Here is a 17602-nt window from a genome sequence, read left to right as displayed (position 1 = left end):
CCCGTCGGGTTACGCCCTTTGGGCTAACCCGACCTACAGTTTGCGGCTTTTCATCGTCAGGGGTGGCGCAGGGCCATGAAAGTTAACGTGAAAGTCACGATGACGCCCGCGCCCCGTTCCAGCCTATGGAGTGCGGGAGCTTGCTCCCGCTATTTGGCGCCGGGGATCGCCCGGCGCCGCACTCCATAGGCGCTTCCGCTTTCATCATTCGGGGTGGTGCTTTCCGAGGCCATGAAAGTTCGTCTTGTATTGCACGGGCCGATCGCCTATGCTTTCGCGCTTTTCTCGCCGCTCTCGGCGACTTCTTGCCTCACCGTCGGAATCTTCGTTCCGGGCGGGAGGCTGTCACCCGTAAGGAGTAGTTTGCATGCGTCATTATGAAGTGGTTTTTCTGGTCCATCCCGACCAGAGCGAGCAGGTCCCGGCCATGATCGAGCGCTATCGCGCGATGGTCGAGAGCCAGGAGGGCATCGTCCATCGGCTCGAGGACTGGGGGCGCCGTCAGCTGGCCTATCCGATCCAGAAGCTGGTCAAGGCCCATTACGTTTTGATGAACGTCGAGGCAGGCGAGGAAGCGGTCGAGGAACTGGTCAGCGCATTCCGGTTCAACGACGCGGTTCTGCGGCACCTGGTGATGCGTATGGAGAAGGCGGACTCCGAGCCCTCGCCCTTGGCCAAGGGCCGCGAGGAGGAGGAGAGCGGCAAGGGCCGTCCTCGTCGCGATGACCGCGGCGGGCGCGGCGAGGACGAAGACGAGGAAGAGGACGTCGGCGCCCGCGCCTAGTCTCCACCACCGCACGCGTCCCTTAATCCATATTGCTTCCACCCGATTGTCTCAGGAGTCACTGTCATGGCCCGTTTTTCCCGTCGTCGCAAGTATTGCCGCTTCACCGCCGAAGGTATCGAGTACATTGATTACAAGGACCTGAATCTGCTCAGGAACTTCATCACCGAGACCGGCAAGATCGTCCCGAGTCGGGTGACCGGGACCAGCGCGAAGTACCAGCGCCAGCTGGCCACCGCCGTGAAGCGCGCGCGTTTCCTGGCGTTGCTGCCGTACACCGACAACCAGTTCTAGGCCTTTCCGGAACACAGGGGCCGCCAATGCGCCTGTTGGCCGACTTTGCCATGCAGGGGCGCTGGCGCGCAGTGGGCGCGGCAGCGGGCCTCGGCGCGCTTGGCATCTTCGTTCCGCCCATCGCGATCCTCAGCGGTGCCGTCGTCGCCCTGGTGGCGTTGCGCCTGGGAGTGGGGCAGGCGCTTTTCGTCGCCGGCGTCGCCTCCCTGATCCTGGGTGCGCTGGTCCTGGCGCTGATGGGTGGGTCGCCACTGATCGGCATCATGGCTGGGCTTGCGCAGTGGCTGCCGGTGGTGGCCATGGGTGAGGTGCTGCGGCAGTCGGTGTCCTGGCGCACGACCCTGTCCATGGCGGCGCTGGTTGCCGGGACGCTGGTGCTGACGGCTCGATTGCTGGTGCCGGACCTGGAGGCGGCCTGGGTCGCCGTCGGAATGCAGATGCTCGCGCCGTTCATCGAGGCGGGCGGGCCGGCGGCCGAGGAACTGGAGGCGGCGCTGGTCACGGTCGCACCGTTCCTGACCGGGCTGCTGGCCGGGATCTTCCTGCTCAGCGTGGTCCTGAGTCTGGTGATCGCACGCTACTGGCAGGCGCTGCTGTTCAACCCGGGCGCCTTCGGCCCCGAGTTCCGCGCCCTGCAGATGGGTCGCTACGTCAGTATCGCGGCAGTGATGCTGGCTTTGTTCGGGCAGTTGGCGGGTGTGCCGCTGGCGCTCGAGCTGGCGTTCATCCTGGCGGTGCTGTTTTTCCTTCAGGGGCTGGCCGTGATGCATGCCCTGACCCATGCACAGAACATGAGCAACTTCTGGCTGGCCGGTATGTACGTGTTGATGGTGCTCGCGCTGCCGCAGATGTTCCTGCTGATCGCAGCGCTGGGCGCGATCGATGGCGTGGCAAGCCTGCGCGACCGGTTCCCGGCACCCGGCAGTGGCAAGGGTGGCGAGGACTGAACAGTTCGGATGGTTCGCGTGTAAACTCTGCGCGACCGGTGTGGATTCATTCAACGATTTACAGGAAAACCAAGATGGAAGTCATTCTGCTGGAAAAAATCGATAGCCTGGGCGGTCTCGGTGACAAGGTCCGCGTGCGTCCGGGTTATGCCCGTAACTACCTGCTGCCGCAGGGCAAGGCCAAGTTCGCCACGCCGGAGAACATCGCCGAATTCGAGGCCCGCCGTGCCGAACTGGAACGCGCGGCGACCGAGGCACTGGCTGCCGCCGAGACGCGGCGCGAGAGCCTGACCGGCATGGTCATCGAGATCACGGCGAAGGCCGGGGGCGAGGGCAAGCTGTTCGGTTCGATCGGTGCGTCCGACATCGCCGACGCAGTGACCGCGCGCGGCGTGGAAGTGGAGAAGCGCGAGGTGCGTCTCCCCGAAGGCCCCCTGCGCCAGGCGGGAGAATACGAGATCCAGGTGCATCTGCATGCCGATGTGGACGCCGATATCCGCATCATCGTGACCGGCGAGGAATGATCCTCGGCGGGCTCGGGCCCCGGGCGGGGCCTGAGCCCGGGATGGACTCCATGTCAGGACCGTCATGACCCAGGGCTTTCGCGTGCCGCCGCACTCGGTCGAGGCGGAGCAGTCGGTGCTTGGCGGGCTGATGCTCGACAATGAGGCCTGGGATCGGATCGCCGACCGCATCGGCGCCGACGACTTCTACCGGCACGATCACCGGCTGATCTTTCGCGCCATCGCCGCGCTCGCCGAGCGCAACGCACCCTTCGACATGGTCACCGTCGCCGAGCAGTTGCAGAACGCCGGGCAGTTGAAGGACGCCGGCGGCCTAGCCTATCTCGGCGAACTCGCCAGCCAGACCCCCAGCGCTGCCAACATCAAGGCCTACGCCGATATCGTGCGGGACCGCTCCGTCCTGCGCTCCCTGATCTCCGTGGGTACCGAGGTGGCCGACTCCGCCTTCGCGCCGGAGGGGCGCCCGACCCGCGAACTGCTGGACCTGGCCGAGCAGAAGGTCTTTGCGATTGCGGAGCGGGGCGCGCGGGGTGCCCAGGGCTTCCGCGGCATGAAACCGCTGCTGGCCGCGGCGGTGGAACAGATCGAGCACCTGTTCGAGACCAAGAGCCCGATCACCGGGATCGCCACCGGTTACCAGGATCTCGACGAACTCACCTCCGGCCTGCATCCGGGCGACCTCATCATCGTTGCCGGGAGGCCGTCGATGGGGAAGACGTCGTTCGCGATGAATATCGCCGAGTACGTGGCGATGAAGACGGCGAAGCCGATCGCGGTTTTCAGCATGGAGATGCCGGGTGAGCAGATTGCGATGCGCCTGCTGTCGTCGATGGGGCGGATCAACCAGCAGAAACTGCGCTCTGGGCGGCTGGACGATGCGGACTGGCCGCGTCTGACCAGTGCTGTGTCGATGCTCTCCGAGGCGCCGCTGTACATCGACGATACCCCGGCCCTGTCGCCCACCGAACTGCGCGCGCGGTCGCGCCGGCTGATGCGCGAGCACAAGGGCCTCGGTCTGATCGTCGTGGACTATCTGCAGCTGATGCAGTCCCCGGGTTCGCGCGAGAACCGAGCGACCGAGATCTCCGAGATCTCGCGTTCGCTCAAGGCGCTGGCGAAGGAACTGGGTGTGCCGATGATCGCTCTCTCCCAGCTCAACCGCTCGCTGGAGCAGCGCCCGAACAAGCGCCCGGTGATGTCCGACCTTCGCGAATCGGGCGCGATTGAACAGGACGCGGACCTGATTGCCTTCGTCTACAGGGACGAGGTCTATAACGACGAGAGCCCCGACAAGGGCACCGCCGAGATCATCATCGCCAAGCAGCGCAACGGCCCGATCGGCACCGTTCGGCTGACCTTCCACGGCCAGTACACGCGCTTCGAGAACTATCACCCTGACGTCTATGGTGTCGGCGTCCAGGCGTGAAGCGCGCCGCCCGCATCCAGCGTAACGCCGGCGCCCTGCGCCACAACCTGTCCAGGGCGCGCGCGCTGGCTCCGGAAAAGCGCGTCTGGGCGGTGATCAAGGCCGATGCCTATGGGCACGGCATCGAGTGGGCCGCCGCGCAACTGGATGGGTTTGCCGACGGTTTCGCCATTTCCTGTATCGAGGAAGCCCTGGTCCTGCGTTGTGCGGGCGTCACGGCGCCGATCCTGGTCCTGCAGGGTCCGCGGGAAGCCTCGGAATGGGAGGTGTGTCGCAGCCATGCGCTGCAGCCCGTCCTCCACGATGAGGCGCAATTGCCGGGTCTCGCCCGTTTTCGCGGCGTGTTGCCGGGGCTCTGGATCAAGCTCGACACCGGTATGCATCGTCTGGGCTTCGCACCGCTCAAGGCGCAGATCCTGCTTGAACAGGTCCAGCGCCATCCCGCCGCGCGCAACGGCCTGCATTGGTTGACCCATCTGGCTTGTGCCGACCAGCCCGGGCATCCCCAGAACCGGGTGCAATTGGATCAATTCGCCTCTGCCGTGTCCGAGTTGCCCGGGCAGCAAAGTTTCGCGAATTCCGCGGCGGTCGTATCCGGGCTCGCCGCCGCGGCCCCGCGGGGCGCCTGGATTCGCCCGGGTATCATGCTCTACGGGCCCAGTCCCTTGCTGGGGGAGGATGGGCCGGAACGGGATCTGCGACCGGTGATGACGGTGACCGCGCCGCTGATCGCGGTGAAAAACCTGGAGCCGGGGGCTCACGTCGGCTATGGCGCGACCTGGACGGCCACGCGCCCCACCCGGGTCGGCGTGGTCGCGATCGGCTATGCCGACGGCTATCCACGTCATGCCCCCTCAGGCACGCCGGTGCTGGTGCATGGGCGGGAATGCCCACTGGTGGGGCGGGTGTCGATGGATATGCTCGAGGTGGACCTCAGCGGGGTGCCCGATGCGCGGGTGGGGGACTGGGTGACACTGTGGGGTGAAGGCCTGCCGGTGGAGCGCGTGGCGCGCTCGGCGGGAACCATCGGCTACGAGTTGCTGACCCGTGTGGCCGGGAGGCTGCAGATCGTCGAACCCTGAGGCGCGTGGCTCCGGGCACAAAAAACCCCGCCGTGAGGCGGGGTCTGGGGCTGCGAAATGACTTCGGTCAGATCTTGGACGTCGGGACGAAGCCGAGGTTGTCCTCGTCGATGCCCTCGACGACCGGTTCGTTCAGCTGGGCGACACCGATGTTGATGGTCTTGTGGTCGCGCAGGTAATCGGCCACCACGTCCCAGATCATGCGTCCGGTGTTTCCGGCCGGCTCTTCCTGCACGCTGGCCCAGCCACCGACCACGTACTCCTTGTCGGGATCCAGCGGCTTGCCGTCCAGTTCCATCGAAAGGATGCGTTCGCCGATCCTGTTGGTCGGGTTGATCGCGTATTTCAGGCCGCCGACGCGGACCATGTCGCCACCCTGCTGGAAGAACGGGTCTTCATGGAACAGGTTGTCGGCGACGTCCTCGAGGATGGTCTTGATCATCGAGCCGGTCATTACGTTGCGAGTGACGGCGGGGTAGGTCAGGCCGGTCTGGTCCATCACGTGTTCGAAGGTGATCGGCATGCCCGGCATGACGGTGGTGCCCCAGCGGAAGCCGGGTGAGAAGGAGATCTGTGCGTCGATCTGCTCGTTGATGGCATCGACGATGACCTGGTCGAAGGTACCGTTGAAATTGCCGCGGCGGTAGAGGAGGGAGTCGGCAACCGCGAGTTCCTCGGACAGCTTCTCTTCCATGTTGAAGGTCTCGCCGTTGAAGGTGACCTCCTGGTTGCGCATGTTGGTGATGTACTCCTGCATCTCCGGATCGGGGTCGATCAGGTTCGAGAATACCGGCAGCAGGTTGTACTTCCAGCTCTGGATCTTGCCGTCGCGGAAGTCGAAGTCCATCACGGCCAGGAATTTGGCGTTGGAGCCGGCGTTGGTGACCAGGCAGGTCCCGCCATCCGGGGTCTTCACCGGGCTGGGCGCAGGCACGGCGTCATGGGTGTGGCCGCCGAAGATCGCATCAAGACCGTCGACCATCCCGGCCATTTTCAGGTCCACGTCCATGCCGTTGTGCGACAGCGCGACGACGATCTCGGCGCCCTCGGCACGGGCGGCGTCGACCTGGCGCTGCATGTCATCCGGCCGGATGCCGAAGGACCACTGCTCGACCATGTAGCGGGGGTTCGCAATCGGGGTGTACGGGAAGGCCTGGCCGATGATGGCCACGTTCACGCCATTGATCTCGCGGATCACGTAGGGCTTGAAGATCTGGTCGCCCCAGTCGACGTCGGTCACGTTTTGGGCGACGAAGTCGATGCCCGCCGCTGCGAAGTCGTTCTCCACGACCTCCATCACGCGGTCCGCGCCATAGGTGAACTCCCAGTGCCCCGTCATCACGTCGCTGGTGAGCAGTTTCTGCGCATCGACCATGTCCTGCGCGTTCGTCCAAACGCCGGTACCGGTCCCGCCGCCCCAGGTGTCGCCGCCGTCCAGGAGCAGGGCTCCAGGGCGCGAAGCCTTCATCTGCTTCACCAGGGTGGAGAGGTGTGCGAAACCGCCAACACGCCCGTACTGCTCCGCGGCCGCCACGAAATCGAGGTAAGTGTAGGCATGTGACTTCTTGCCGCCGGGCTCGATGCCGTAGTGCTTCAGCAGGGCCTCGCCGACGAGATGCGGCGGCTGGTTGCGCATGCCTGCGACACCGATGTTGATGTTGGGCTCGCGGAAAAAAATCGGGTTCAACTGCCCATGACAGTCGGTGTAATGCAACAGGCTCACGTTTCCATAGCGCGGCAGGTCGTACATGTTGCCACGGCCGGGGCTGCTGGCAAGACCAGTGAGGGGGAAGCCGGCGACGCTGGCGGCGGCGAGCATTTGCAGGAATTCACGGCGGTTGACTTGCATCGGTTTTCGACCTCCTGGTGGATGGGAATCACGTCGAGCGCAGGGGATTCGGCGCGAACACCTTACCTGACGCGTGGAGGCCGCGCTTCATTCCCTGCGGGGAGTCCTCGCCGGCTAGCGGGAGTCCTGCCGCGCCACCTGACGGGCCGTGTCGCGCTTGTGTTCGATACGCTCGACGTCCCGCGGAGTTGCATCGCGCGCCACGAGAGCGTCGTCGAACTGTCGGACCGCCTCGTCGTACTGGCCCCGGTGGAAGAAATACTCGGCCATCGCCTCGCGGCTGACCGCGATGCGTCCGTCGGCATCGGCCGCGTCGGCCTTCAGGCGGAGCAGATGCGGGTCGGGGGTGGACTGCCGGCGGAGCACCTGCTCCACCATCCGCACGGCTTCGCGATGCTGGTTTGCCTCATGATATGTGTGGGCCCGGAGGGCCCCGATGACGGGGTGCCCCGGGTAAACCGAATCCAGTTGCCCGAGTTGTTCCAGCGCCTCCGCAAACCGGTCCTGTCGCCGCAGCAATGCCGTTTCGGCCAGCGCCAGCACAAGCGTGGGTGCTTCACCCGCCGGGATTCGGTCCAGCAGCTGCTCGGCGGCGTCGGTCTGGCCAAGTTCAAGGTGGGCGACCGCGGCCTCGTACAACTGTACGAGGCTGTGCCTGCGCCGGGCCTCGTGATCCCGGACGCTGCGCTGGGGATCGGACAGGGCGCGCACCCGGGCCTGCATCCAGTCGAAGAGGCCGGTGTCGTCACGGGTGAAGTCGCCTGGAATCTGTTCGGCGCGGCCGCGCGCATCGCTGATACGGCCAAGGGTTACGGGATGGGTGCGCAGGTATTCGGGAACCGCGTCGTGGGCCCCTCGCGTCAGTTCCTGCATGCGTTCGAAGAAATCGGCCATCGCATGCGGATCGAAACCGGCGGACGTGAGGATCTGAATGCCCACACGGTCGGCCTCGGCCTCGTTGCTGCGGGTGTAATCGATCTGCGATTGCATCCCGAAGGCCAGGCCGCCCGCGATGGCGGCCTGGCCGAGCTCCGGGTCGATGCTGGCAGCAAGGATTCCCGCCAGGATTGCGAGCCCGGTGGTGAAGTTGATGTCGCGTCCGCGGGCATACATGCGCGCGATGTGGCGCTGGGTGATGTGCGCGATCTCGTGTGCGATGACGGCGGCCAGTTCGGCCTCGTCCCTGGCGGCAACGATCAGGCCCGTGTGCATGCCAACGATGCCGCCTGGCATCGCAAAGGCGTTGACCTGACTGTTGTCGATGGTGAGGAAATGGAATGTTCCGGAGGCATCCGGCGCATTCGAGACCAGGCGGCGGCCCAGTGCATCGATGTAAAACGCGATCTCCGGATCTTCCACCAGCGGCATCACGCGACGGATCTCGCGCAGCAGCGATCGGCCGAGTTCGAGTTCCTCGCTGGGGGTCAGGAGTCCGCCGGAGGCGTCACCGAGGTCGGGCAGGCGTCCCGATTGACCGTAGGCGACGGTGAAGGCCAGCCCGGCGAGAAGGAACAGGCCTGCGAAAGTTCTTTTCATGCATCGAGGATCCGTCGTGGCGAACCCTCGATGTCCGCAGATTCCGGGCTGCTTACTTGCCCAGGCCTGGCGCCGACGAGTAGGTCCGCATGCTGTCGCGGGTCTCCCAGAGCTTGGGCTTCAGCATCGCCTCGGGGATCATGAAGCGCTTGCGGTCCAAGACCGGGTGCGTACGAACGATTTTGACCACCGCATCATAGCCAAGTTTAATCAGCAGGCCGAGATCGGCACCGGAGGTGTGGCGGACGATCATGTAGTCGTCCTCGGTCCGGTGCACGTAGATGTTGGCGGGGCGCAACCGGCCTTCCCGGTCGCGCAGGGTAACGGCGTAATGGCCGTCCTTCGTAAACGCGTTCTTTTCCATACCGATCTCCGTGTCAGGGGTGGCGCTCCGGAACTCGCGCAACCTAGCACAGCACGGTCGGCAGGGCAGTTATCCCCATGCTTTGCAGACCGTATATTGGCACCTGCTAATATTTCGAGTAATCTAGCTTGCTATCGTCTCGGTGAGTCTGTATTCCCGAGCACCGATGCACAATCCGGTTCCGTTTCGCGCGCGCCCGACCCCGGCAGGGCCGGTGGCTTGAAGACGGACCCGACGAGAGGTAAGCCATGTTCGGAGTCGCGATTTCAGAAGTTACCCCGCAGACCCTGGAGGAATGGGACGCCGAGGGCCGGGAGTATCGCCTGGTTGACGTCCGCTCGATGGCGGAGACCGCGCGTGGCGTGCTGCCCCATGCTGAACTCATTCCCCTGCACCTGATCCCCCTGCGCAAGGACGAACTGGCCGGCGACAAACCGGTCGTTCTCTATTGCCAGACCGGGGCACGCTCGGGACAGGCCTGCGCCTTCCTCGGGCAGCAGGGCATCAGCGATGTCCACAATCTGGTGGGGGGCATCGTGGGCTGGGCCAGGGCCGGAAAGCCTATTCTCCCGCCAAATTAGTACTTTCTTGTATTAGAATTCGTATTCGCCTATAAGTTCGTCAACCTTTCTGAGATGCTGTACGTGTCTGGCGCAAGCGGATTGTGGCGGACTCCACCTTATCGATACACCGAGAAATAGAGAGGAGATTAGAGTAATGGCCAATTTCGACCAAGAGCTGGATGCTTCCGGACTCAATTGCCCCCTGCCGATCCTGCGCGCGAAGAAGACGCTTTCATCGATGGACAGCGGTCAGGTGTTGCACATCATCGCCACCGACCCCGGTGCCGTTAAGGACTTCCAGGCCTTCGCCAAGCAGACCGGTAACGAGCTCCTCGAGCATCGCGAGGAAGGTGGCAAGTTCTTCTTCCTGATGAAGAAGGGCTAACCGGCTCGCGCAGAACCCCCAAGCGGCCGGTCCCGTTCGCGGGCCGGCCCCTTTTTTACCCGTAATAACCTACTAAAACGAACAACAAATCCGGCGGTTGTCCTGTGGTAAATGGATTTGCGAATTAGACCTGATCTAGTTTGATTCCACAGGATTCCTGCATCGCCCAACAGCGAAGAGGTGCAACATGGCGACATATGCTGAGATGCAGCAGATCTTCGACGACATCCGTGGCGATTTCCGCTACGACCACGAGCTCAACGGGTGTCTGAACTGCGGGATCTGCACGGCGACCTGCCCGTCGGCCCAGTTCTACGACTACTCGCCCCGCGAGATCGTGCAACTGCTGTGGACCGAAAACGTCGAACAGATCTACGACGCGATGCAGGAGAAAATCTGGGCCTGCGCGCAGTGCATGACCTGCGCCGCACGCTGTCCCTTCAAGAATTCCCCCGGCGGCCTGGTCGCAATCATGCGCGAGGTCGCGATCAAGCACGAAATGCAGTCGGCCAAGGATGTGCTGCGCCCCTTCGGCCGCGTGATGCTGAAGCTGATCACCACCGGCAACCAGTTGTCGCCGGACATGATCCAGCCCGACCATTTCCCCGACTGGGGTCCGAACATCCAGAAGGTGGAAGGGGACCTCCGCATCCTGCGCAAGGCGATCCCGGTGAAGACCCTGCAGACCGTGGAGACCGCTTGGGAGGTCTCGCTGAAGACCTCGGTGGAAATGTACACCATCTGGGAAATGACCGGTGTACTGAAGTCCCTCGAGCTCATGGACGAAAACCTCTTCGACGTCATCGAAGACTTCATCGACGAAAAGCGTGAAGACTACGAGGAATGGCTCGAAGAGCAGGAAGAAGATGACGATTGAACCCGTGCCGTCATCCCCACCCGAATCAACCAGGAGCACATCGATGAGCGATCAAACCCCAGGCAACCACAACCAGAGTGCCGCCGGCGCCGGCGCAGGTACCATGAAGCCCGGCTTCCACAATACCGACGGCCAGGGTGTTGCCGGCCACGGTTCGTTCTTCCAGGCCACCGACCTGTCCCGCGAGGACGCGATCAAGGCGACCGACTGGGTGCGCAAGCACGTCGATCGCCGCACCATTGATCTCGGCGACCGGATGGATGACATCCGTGAGCACATGTATGAGTTGGAGAAGGACGGCCAGATCATCATCCACCGGATCGGCGATCAGCACGAGCCTGCGACGGTGAAAACCCTGTTCGGCTGGGAAAAGAAGATCCCGACCAAGCAGCTCTGGCACCACAAGTCCTGCGGCCAGTGCGGCAACATCCCGGGTTACCCGACGTCGCTCCTGTGGTTCATGAACAAGTTCGGCTTCGTGCCGGGCAAGGACTACCTGGACGAGACCGATCAGACTTCCTGCACGGCCTGGAACTACCACGGGTCCGGTATCGGCAACGTGGAGTCGCTGGCCGCGGTGTTCCTGCGCAACTTCCACCAGTCCTATGTCTCGGGCAAGCAGCACGGCCACGAGCTCGGCCACTTCTTTCCGCTGGTGCACTGTGGCACCTCCTTCGGCAACTACAAGGAGATCCGCAAGTACCTGGTGGAAAGCGCGGAACTGCGCGAGAAGGTCACCAAGATCCTCGGCAAACTGGGCCGTCTGGTCGATGGCAAGCTGGTGATCCCGGAAGAGATCATCCATTACTCCGAGTGGGTGCACGTGATGCGCGATCGCATCGCCTCCGAGCTGCAGACCATCGACGTCTCGAACATCCGCACTACCGCGCACGTCGCCTGCCACTACTACAAGATGGTGCACGAGGACGCGATTTACGATCCCGACGTTCTCGGTGGCAACCGCACCGCGATCATCACCTCCACCGCGAAGGCGCTGGGCGCGCAGGTGATCGACTACTCGACCTGGTACGACTGCTGTGGCTTCGGCTTCCGGCACATCATTTCCGAGCGCGAGTTCACCCGCTCGTTCACGATGGACCGCAAGATTCGCGTGGTGCGCGAGGAGGCCAACGCCGACGTGCTGCTGGCCAACGATACCGGCTGCGTGACGACCATGGACAAGAACCAGTGGATCGGCAAGGCGCACGAGCAGAACTTCCAGGTACCGATCATGGCAGAGGTTCAGTTCGCCGCACTGGCCTGCGGTGCCGACCCGTTCAAGATCGTACAGCTGCAGTGGCACGCCTCTCCCTGCGAGGACCTGGTCGAGAAAATGGGAATCTCCTGGGACGAAGCCAAGAAGAATTTCCAGGCCTACCTGAAGGAAGTCGAGGCCGGGAACATCGAATATCTCTACAACCCCGAACTCGCGTACGGAGGCAAGGCATGAGTCAGGACACAGTATTGGTCGTGGGTGCGGGCCCCTCCGGCCTCACTGCGGCGGCGAACGTTGCCGCCGCGGGTTACAAGGCCGTGATGGTCGAGAAGGAAGACGTCCTCGGCGGCGCGCCGATCATCTCCGGTTACGCCAAGCTCGTTCCCTCCGGCGAGTGGGCCAAGGACGCGATCGGCCGCATGGTCACGCGCGTCGAGGATGACGCCAATGTGACCATTCACAAGGAAGCCAGGGTCGCCAAGCTCGAGGGCGAGGCCGGCAACTTCACCGCCACGCTGAGCAACGGCGACACGGTGAACGCGGGCGCGGTGGTGCTGGCGACGGGCTTCACCCATTTCGACTCCATCAACAAGCCGGAGTGGGGTTTCGGAACCTTCGAGGACGTCCTGACCACGACCCAGATGGAACAGATGGTGACCGCCGGGAAGATCGCCTGCCCATCCGACGGCCGTGTGCCGGAGCGGGTCTGCATCCTTCTCTGCGTGGGTTCGCGCGACCGTCAGATCGGTCGTGAGTGGTGCTCGAAGATCTGCTGCACCGTTTCTGCGAATCTCGCCATGGAGATCAAGGAACTCTCCCCCGAGACCGACGTGTTCATCTATTACATGGACATCCGGACCTACGGGCTGTACGAGGACAAGTTCTACTGGAAGTCCCAGGAAGAGTTCAAGACGAAGTTCGTGAAGGCACGTATCGCCGAGGTCACCGCATCGGGTGACGGCCGCCTGCTGGTGAAGGGCGAGGACACGCTGGTGAAGCGCCCGATCGTGATCCCGTTCGACATCGTTGTCCATGCGATCGGCATGGATCCGAACGCCGACAATCCCGAGATCTCACAGGTCTTCGGTGTCGGCCTCGAGAAGCACGGCTTCATCGAGCGCGCCGAGCACTACACCAACACCTGTGGCACCACCCGCAAGGGCATCTACTCCTGCGGCGCCGCCTACGGGCCCGAGACCATCGACGATTCCATCGCCCAAGGTGCCGCCGCCGCTGGTCGAGCCATCGGTGATCTGCATGCGCTGGTTCAGAAAGCCAGCTGAGGCCGAAGCGGCGGCTTCGGGTTCGGGGCTCGTCCCCGAGCCGCTCCAGGTGACCTTCAACAAGGAGATCCTGGGGATGAAGCTGGCCGGGCTGCGGGCCGCGATCAGCGAGGCCGGCGGCGTCGACGGTCTCGAGACCTTCATCGAGGCCTTGCGCAGCAAGCACGAGGTCTTTGCCGGCATCACCGCGAAGGGCGTGGATATCGACGGCGCCGATCTTCGTACGCTCGGCGGTCTGGTGTTTTCGGTGCGCCGCAAGCTTGGACCGCTGCTGGCGGAGCGCGAGGGTGCGATTCTGGAAGGCGTCCGGGAACTGGTGCTGTCGGAGCTTTCGATTGACGACCGCCTGCATGCCTTTGCTGAGCTTGCCGGCGAGGACCGGAAACTGCGCCGGGCGCTCTGGGATTTCGCCGCGGAGATCCTGCACTTCCGCGACCCGGATACCGTGCCGCTGGCAAGCCGCTGGGTCTGGGATACCTCGACGACGACTGGGGCGCTGCGCGAGTTCATTCGGGGCAATGACACCCTGCGGCAGATCCCGATCGGCGAGACTGTCGCAGCGATCGAGGGCGCGCGACTCTGGTTCTACGACGCGCTGGCGGAAGAGGGTTTCTACCGGGATCTGCCCTTCGTGACCGATCTGATCTGGTCGCAGGCCTACTCGGACTACGCCCGCTCGCTGTCCATGAGCATGGGCCTGATCGATGCCCAGTTCGGCGCGAAGCAGGATCCGCTGGAACTGATGGTGAAGATGCTCGGCATCGACGCGCCGAAAGGCCGCCTGAAGCCGGCTTCGGACGAGACGATACATTAGAACGAACCGACAGGAAGGTCCGGGAAACCGGACGCCGGGAGAGAGAACGTCATGGCGATACACGAAAAATCACTGATCGAGGCCGAACGCCTGCTCGAACACGACTCACTGGTGGTCGACGGCGTAGATGTGTCTGGCCACTGGAACACCATGATCACGCCGCGCACGATCAAGGACTACGACGACGACTTCGAGGCCAAGATCCAGACCTACACCGGCGCTGAGAACGTGCACCGTTGCTGGCAGTGCGGTTCCTGCACCAACTCCTGCACGATGTACGCGCAGAACGTGCAGTTCAACCCGCGTTACTGGATTTACCTGACCCGGCTCGGACTCACCGAGGAACTGATCAAGGACAAGGACATCATCTGGCAGTGCGTGTCCTGTAACAAGTGCACCAACATCTGTCCCAAGGACGTTAAGCCCGAGGGTGTGATGAAGGCGCTTGCGCACTGGATGGAAGAGGAAGGCATCACCGAGAAATCGCCCTCGACCATCTTCGACGAGGAGTTCACCGAGCAGATCTACCATTACGGCCGGATCGAAGATTCCAAGGTGATGAAGAACTTCTTCAAGAAGTCCGGCCAGCCGCTGATCCAGTCCTGGCTGATCGAATTCACCAAGCGCATGATGAAACGGCTGCCCGTCGCCCACGGCTTCCGCATGGGGATGAACGTCGTGTTTACGCCCAAGACCAAGAGCTGGGGCAAGACCGGTGAGGTCCTGCAGGCCTACGTCCGCGAACAGAAGGAGGCCGCTCATGGCTAAGGTTGCTTACTACCCGGGTTGTGCGCTGGAAGGTTCCGGCGGCCCCTACGACCGTTCGACTCGTCAGTTGGTGAAAGCCCTCGGCCTCGAGATGGAGAACCTGCGCGACTACAACTGCTGCGGCGCAATGGAGGTCAAGAACGTCCATCCGATGCTGCAGACGTACCTGTCGGCGCGCAACATGGCGATCGCTTCCGAGCAGATGGGCATGGACACCGTGATGGCGCCGTGCAACGGCTGCTACCACAACCTGAAGAAGGCCGAGTTCGAGACCGCGACTTCGCAGGAGGCGATGAACACGGTGCAGGACCTGGCCCGAAAGGCCGACGATCCGGTGTACAACGGCGACGTGCGCACCCTGCACCTGCTTGAGTGGCTGATGGAGGAACTGGGTCCGGAAGGCATCAAGGAGCGGATGACCAAGAGTCTGAACGGGATCAAGATCGCGAACTACTACGGCTGCATGTACACGCGGCCGCGGCAGATCTTCCCCGAGAAGGACCAGGGCCCCGGCTCCGAGTCCAGCTACAAGCCTCACTTCATGGACGACCTGCTGGCCGCAGCCGGCGCGGTGAACGTGGACTACCCGCTGAAGACGTCGTGCTGCGGTGGCGCGCACACCCTGTCGGACTCCGACACCTCCACGCAGCTGGTGCTGAACCTTCTGCAGGCAGCGGAGGACTCCGGTGCCGAGGTGATCGCGACCGAATGCCCGACCTGCCATTCGGGCCTGGAAATGCACCAGGTCCGGGCGGAGACCGAGTTCGGGATCAAGACCGGCGTGAAGGTGCTCTACTTCACGCAGTTGCTGGGTCTGGCACTGGGTCTGTCCCCGCGCAAGCTGGGCATCCATGAAAACGTCAGCGACTCGATCGGACTGTTGAAGGAAAAAGGCGTCATCTGAGTTCGGGTCCGTACGGGCAGCGGCCTCGCCCGAGACGGGCAGGCCGCTCGTGGGGTGCCAATGAGCGCAGCGAATGGCACCGTCCGGGCGCTCGCAGTCACGCACCGGCGTCGTCGACCAACCCCGGTGCGTTTCAGCTTGCGCCTCACGGCACCCTACGGGATCATGTCGAGGGGGATGCGTAGGGCGGAAGAGCGCAGCGTCATCCGCCGTTGCGCCTGTGCGTCGTCCCTGACGTGCAAGATGCCCAACGGCTATTGCAGGAGGCGGTAGATGGATTGCAACGGGTGCGAGTTTCATCCCGAACTGTTCTACGATGACGAATTTCAGATCTGGATCCGCCGCGAGGACGACGACACCCTTACGGTGGGGATGACCGACCTGTCGCAGACGATCGCGGGCAAGATCATTCACGTCCGGGTGCGGCGCCCGGGTACGCGACGCCCGCCGGGCAAGCCGGTCGCGACCATCGAGAGCGGCAAGTGGGCGGGTCCGATTCCCAATTTCATTGACTGCACCATCGTCGAGGGCAATGCCGAGGTCCTCGAGAATCCCCTCCTGCTGAATTCCGATCCCTACAACGCGTGGGTGGCCCGGGTCGAGGCTGCTGAGGGCGCCGAGGCCGCGCTAAGCCGGTTTCTGACTGGTGACGAGGCGGAGAAGGGTTACTGCCAGCGCGCCCGGGACGAAGACATCCATTGCCAGCGCCGGACGCGCTGAACCGAGGCCCAGATGAACGCAGAGCACTACCTGGACAACGAGGAGCAGACGGTCGTGATCATCATGACCTCGGGCCCGACGGAACCCGGGCGCTGCGCGACGCCCTTCTACCTGGGTTCGGTGATGGCCTCGATGGATATCGACGTGCATATCTTCTTCACCATGGAGGGTGTGCGCCTGATGCAGCGTGGCGTCGCCGACGATCTGAGGGCGATGGAGGGAGGCAAGTTGATTATCGATTTCATTCGTGATGCGAAACGCGCAGGCGTGTCCCTTCATGTTTGCCACCCTGCTTTGCCGGGGTATAAAATCGACCCATCCACCGATCTCATTCCCGAGGTCGATGAAGTCAACCGAGCCAGCGAGCTCGCCGACCTGGTCCTACGCAGCGACAAGACGCTTACTTTTTAAGACCATTCATCCGATTTATTAATCAATACTGGAGGGCATCATGGGTGCAGTTCGGGGTTGTGATATTCCTGAAGATCTGCTCTATAACATCGAAAGTAACGTGTGGGTGCGTAAGGAGAGTGACGGCACTGCCACGGTTGGTTTGACTTCCTACGCCTGTTCGCTCGCCGGGCAGATCGTCTCCTATACGCCGAAGAAGGCGGGCAAGACCGTGAAGAAGGACAAGTCCTGCGCCACGGTCGAATCCGGCAAGTGGGTCGGTCCCGCGAAGACTCCGGTCACCGGCGAAGTGGTCGAGACCAATCCCGCGGTCGCCGCGAAGCCAGGCCTCATCAATGAGGATCCCTACGGCGAAGGCTGGCTGGTCAAGATCAAGCCTGAAGACTGGGATGGCGAGTCCGGCGATCTGAAGACCGGTGCCGACGCCCTGGCCGCCTTCGAGGCCAAGATGGAGGCCGACGGCTTCGGCGGCTGCTGAAGTCGATCGTCTGATCCCGGGATCAGCCGCCGACCCGTGAAAATGGGTCGGCGGCTTTTTTTTGGCTTCCAAAAAGGGGTCGAAGGCGATCCCCGATACTGAGTTGCTGAGGGGCGATTTTGCGTGCTTTGATCCGCCCTCGCGTTTTCGTTTTTATACCTGCGCGTCTTCTTTCTTCTGAACGAAGGTTCTGTCATCGCGGGTCCTGATCGGATCGAATGTTTAGATCCATTTAGCGTGAAAGTCACAGCCCAGTAGGTCGGGTTAGCGCAGCGTAACCCGACGACGTCCCAGGGACGACGCTATTTTGCGCCCATGGGTGGGGTGCGAGGCCCGTCGGGTTACGCCCTTTGGGCTAACCCGACCTACAGTTTGCG

General features: G+C 63.2%; 20 protein-coding genes. 17 read left to right on the top strand and 3 right to left on the bottom strand.

Translation table 11 applies throughout. The features are described from left to right. The first annotated feature begins 367 nt into the window (after window positions 1-367). The 6 genes from rpsF (at window position 368) to alr (ending at window position 5057) form a co-directional block, all read left to right on the top strand. A complete protein-coding gene (rpsF, locus tag EA346_RS01470) occupies window positions 368-784 on the top strand; it encodes a 30S ribosomal protein S6 (RefSeq protein WP_296754738.1) in 417 nt (138 codons plus the stop codon). Window positions 785-850: 66 nt separating this feature from the next. Next, complete coding sequence (gene rpsR, locus EA346_RS01465; RefSeq protein ID WP_296748528.1) at window positions 851-1078, top strand: 30S ribosomal protein S18; 228 nt, start codon at window positions 851-853, stop codon at window positions 1076-1078. Between the two features lie 26 nt (window positions 1079-1104). Beyond that, entirely contained in the window at window positions 1105-2025 is a 921-nt protein-coding gene (locus EA346_RS01460) for a DUF2232 domain-containing protein (protein ID WP_296754735.1), read from the top strand. Window positions 2026-2099: 74 nt separating this feature from the next. Then, window positions 2100-2549, top strand: coding sequence for a 50S ribosomal protein L9 (gene rplI, locus EA346_RS01455; protein ID WP_296754732.1), 450 nt, complete (start codon window positions 2100-2102; stop codon window positions 2547-2549). A gap of 64 nt (window positions 2550-2613) precedes the next feature. Beyond that, window positions 2614-3975 (top strand): replicative DNA helicase, encoded by a 1362-nt coding sequence (dnaB, locus tag EA346_RS01450; protein ID WP_296754730.1) that lies wholly within the window; start codon window positions 2614-2616, stop codon window positions 3973-3975. Continuing rightward, window positions 3972-5057: an alanine racemase gene (gene alr / locus EA346_RS01445; RefSeq protein ID WP_296754727.1), complete on the top strand. Its 1086-nt coding sequence runs from the start codon at window positions 3972-3974 to the stop codon at window positions 5055-5057. The genes dnaB and alr overlap by 4 nt, the downstream gene beginning before the upstream one ends. Before the next feature lie 67 nt (window positions 5058-5124). Here the strand turns inward: alr and soxB are convergent, their stop codons facing one another. The 3 genes from soxB to EA346_RS01430 form a co-directional block, all read right to left on the bottom strand. Beyond that, window positions 5125-6906, bottom strand: coding sequence for a thiosulfohydrolase SoxB (gene soxB / locus EA346_RS01440; protein ID WP_296754725.1), 1782 nt, complete (start codon window positions 6904-6906; stop codon window positions 5125-5127). Window positions 6907-7020: 114 nt separating this feature from the next. Next, window positions 7021-8442, bottom strand: coding sequence for a M48 family metalloprotease (locus tag EA346_RS01435; protein ID WP_296754723.1), 1422 nt, complete (start codon window positions 8440-8442; stop codon window positions 7021-7023). Between the two features lie 52 nt (window positions 8443-8494). Further along, window positions 8495-8806 (bottom strand): hypothetical protein, encoded by a 312-nt coding sequence (locus EA346_RS01430; protein WP_296754720.1) that lies wholly within the window; start codon window positions 8804-8806, stop codon window positions 8495-8497. A 248-nt stretch (window positions 8807-9054) separates the two neighbouring features. On the opposite strand from EA346_RS01430, the gene EA346_RS01425 reads away from it, so the two are divergent. The 11 genes from EA346_RS01425 (at window position 9055) to gcvH (ending at window position 17225) form a co-directional block, all read left to right on the top strand. Then, the gene (locus tag EA346_RS01425) at window positions 9055-9387 is read left to right on the top strand and encodes a rhodanese-like domain-containing protein (RefSeq protein WP_296754718.1); all 333 of its coding nucleotides are present in this window, start codon (window positions 9055-9057) and stop codon (window positions 9385-9387) included. Between the two features lie 136 nt (window positions 9388-9523). Beyond that, window positions 9524-9754: a sulfurtransferase TusA family protein gene (locus EA346_RS01420; RefSeq protein ID WP_296754716.1), complete on the top strand. Its 231-nt coding sequence runs from the start codon at window positions 9524-9526 to the stop codon at window positions 9752-9754. Window positions 9755-9959: 205 nt separating this feature from the next. Next, window positions 9960-10631 carry a 4Fe-4S dicluster domain-containing protein gene (locus EA346_RS01415; protein WP_296754742.1) on the top strand — a complete coding sequence of 224 codons (672 nt, stop codon included), beginning with the start codon at window positions 9960-9962 and terminating at the stop codon, window positions 10629-10631. A gap of 43 nt (window positions 10632-10674) precedes the next feature. After that, entirely contained in the window at window positions 10675-12081 is a 1407-nt protein-coding gene (locus EA346_RS01410; protein ID WP_296754713.1) for a heterodisulfide reductase-related iron-sulfur binding cluster, read from the top strand. A gap of 20 nt (window positions 12082-12101) precedes the next feature. Beyond that, window positions 12102-13130, top strand: a complete 1029-nt coding sequence (locus tag EA346_RS01405; protein WP_296754740.1) for an FAD-dependent oxidoreductase — start codon at window positions 12102-12104, stop codon at window positions 13128-13130. Further along, window positions 13105-13944: a hypothetical protein gene (locus tag EA346_RS01400; RefSeq protein ID WP_296754711.1), complete on the top strand. Its 840-nt coding sequence runs from the start codon at window positions 13105-13107 to the stop codon at window positions 13942-13944. The genes EA346_RS01405 and EA346_RS01400 overlap by 26 nt, the downstream gene beginning before the upstream one ends. A 51-nt stretch (window positions 13945-13995) precedes the next feature. Then, complete coding sequence (locus EA346_RS01395) at window positions 13996-14712, top strand: 4Fe-4S dicluster domain-containing protein (protein WP_296754709.1); 717 nt, start codon at window positions 13996-13998, stop codon at window positions 14710-14712. Then, on the top strand, window positions 14705-15616 hold the full coding sequence (locus EA346_RS01390) for a CoB--CoM heterodisulfide reductase iron-sulfur subunit B family protein (RefSeq protein ID WP_296754706.1): 912 nt from the start codon (window positions 14705-14707) through the stop codon (window positions 15614-15616). Before EA346_RS01395 ends, EA346_RS01390 begins: the two co-directional genes overlap by 8 nt. Window positions 15617-15889: 273 nt before the next feature. Then, entirely contained in the window at window positions 15890-16336 is a 447-nt protein-coding gene (locus EA346_RS01385; RefSeq protein ID WP_296754705.1) for a glycine cleavage system protein H, read from the top strand. Window positions 16337-16348: 12 nt separating this feature from the next. Beyond that, the gene (locus tag EA346_RS01380; RefSeq protein ID WP_296754702.1) at window positions 16349-16747 is read left to right on the top strand and encodes a DsrE family protein; all 399 of its coding nucleotides are present in this window, start codon (window positions 16349-16351) and stop codon (window positions 16745-16747) included. 40 nt (window positions 16748-16787) lie between these two features. Further along, on the top strand, window positions 16788-17225 hold the full coding sequence (gene gcvH, locus EA346_RS01375; protein WP_296754699.1) for a glycine cleavage system protein H: 438 nt from the start codon (window positions 16788-16790) through the stop codon (window positions 17223-17225). The last annotated feature ends 377 nt before the right edge of the window (window positions 17226-17602 follow it).

The sequence above is a fragment of the Thioalkalivibrio sp. genome, assembly GCF_007692535.1.
GTDB lineage: Bacteria > Pseudomonadota > Gammaproteobacteria > Ectothiorhodospirales > Ectothiorhodospiraceae > Thioalkalivibrio.
This window is presented reverse-complemented; position numbering and strand designations above follow the sequence as displayed.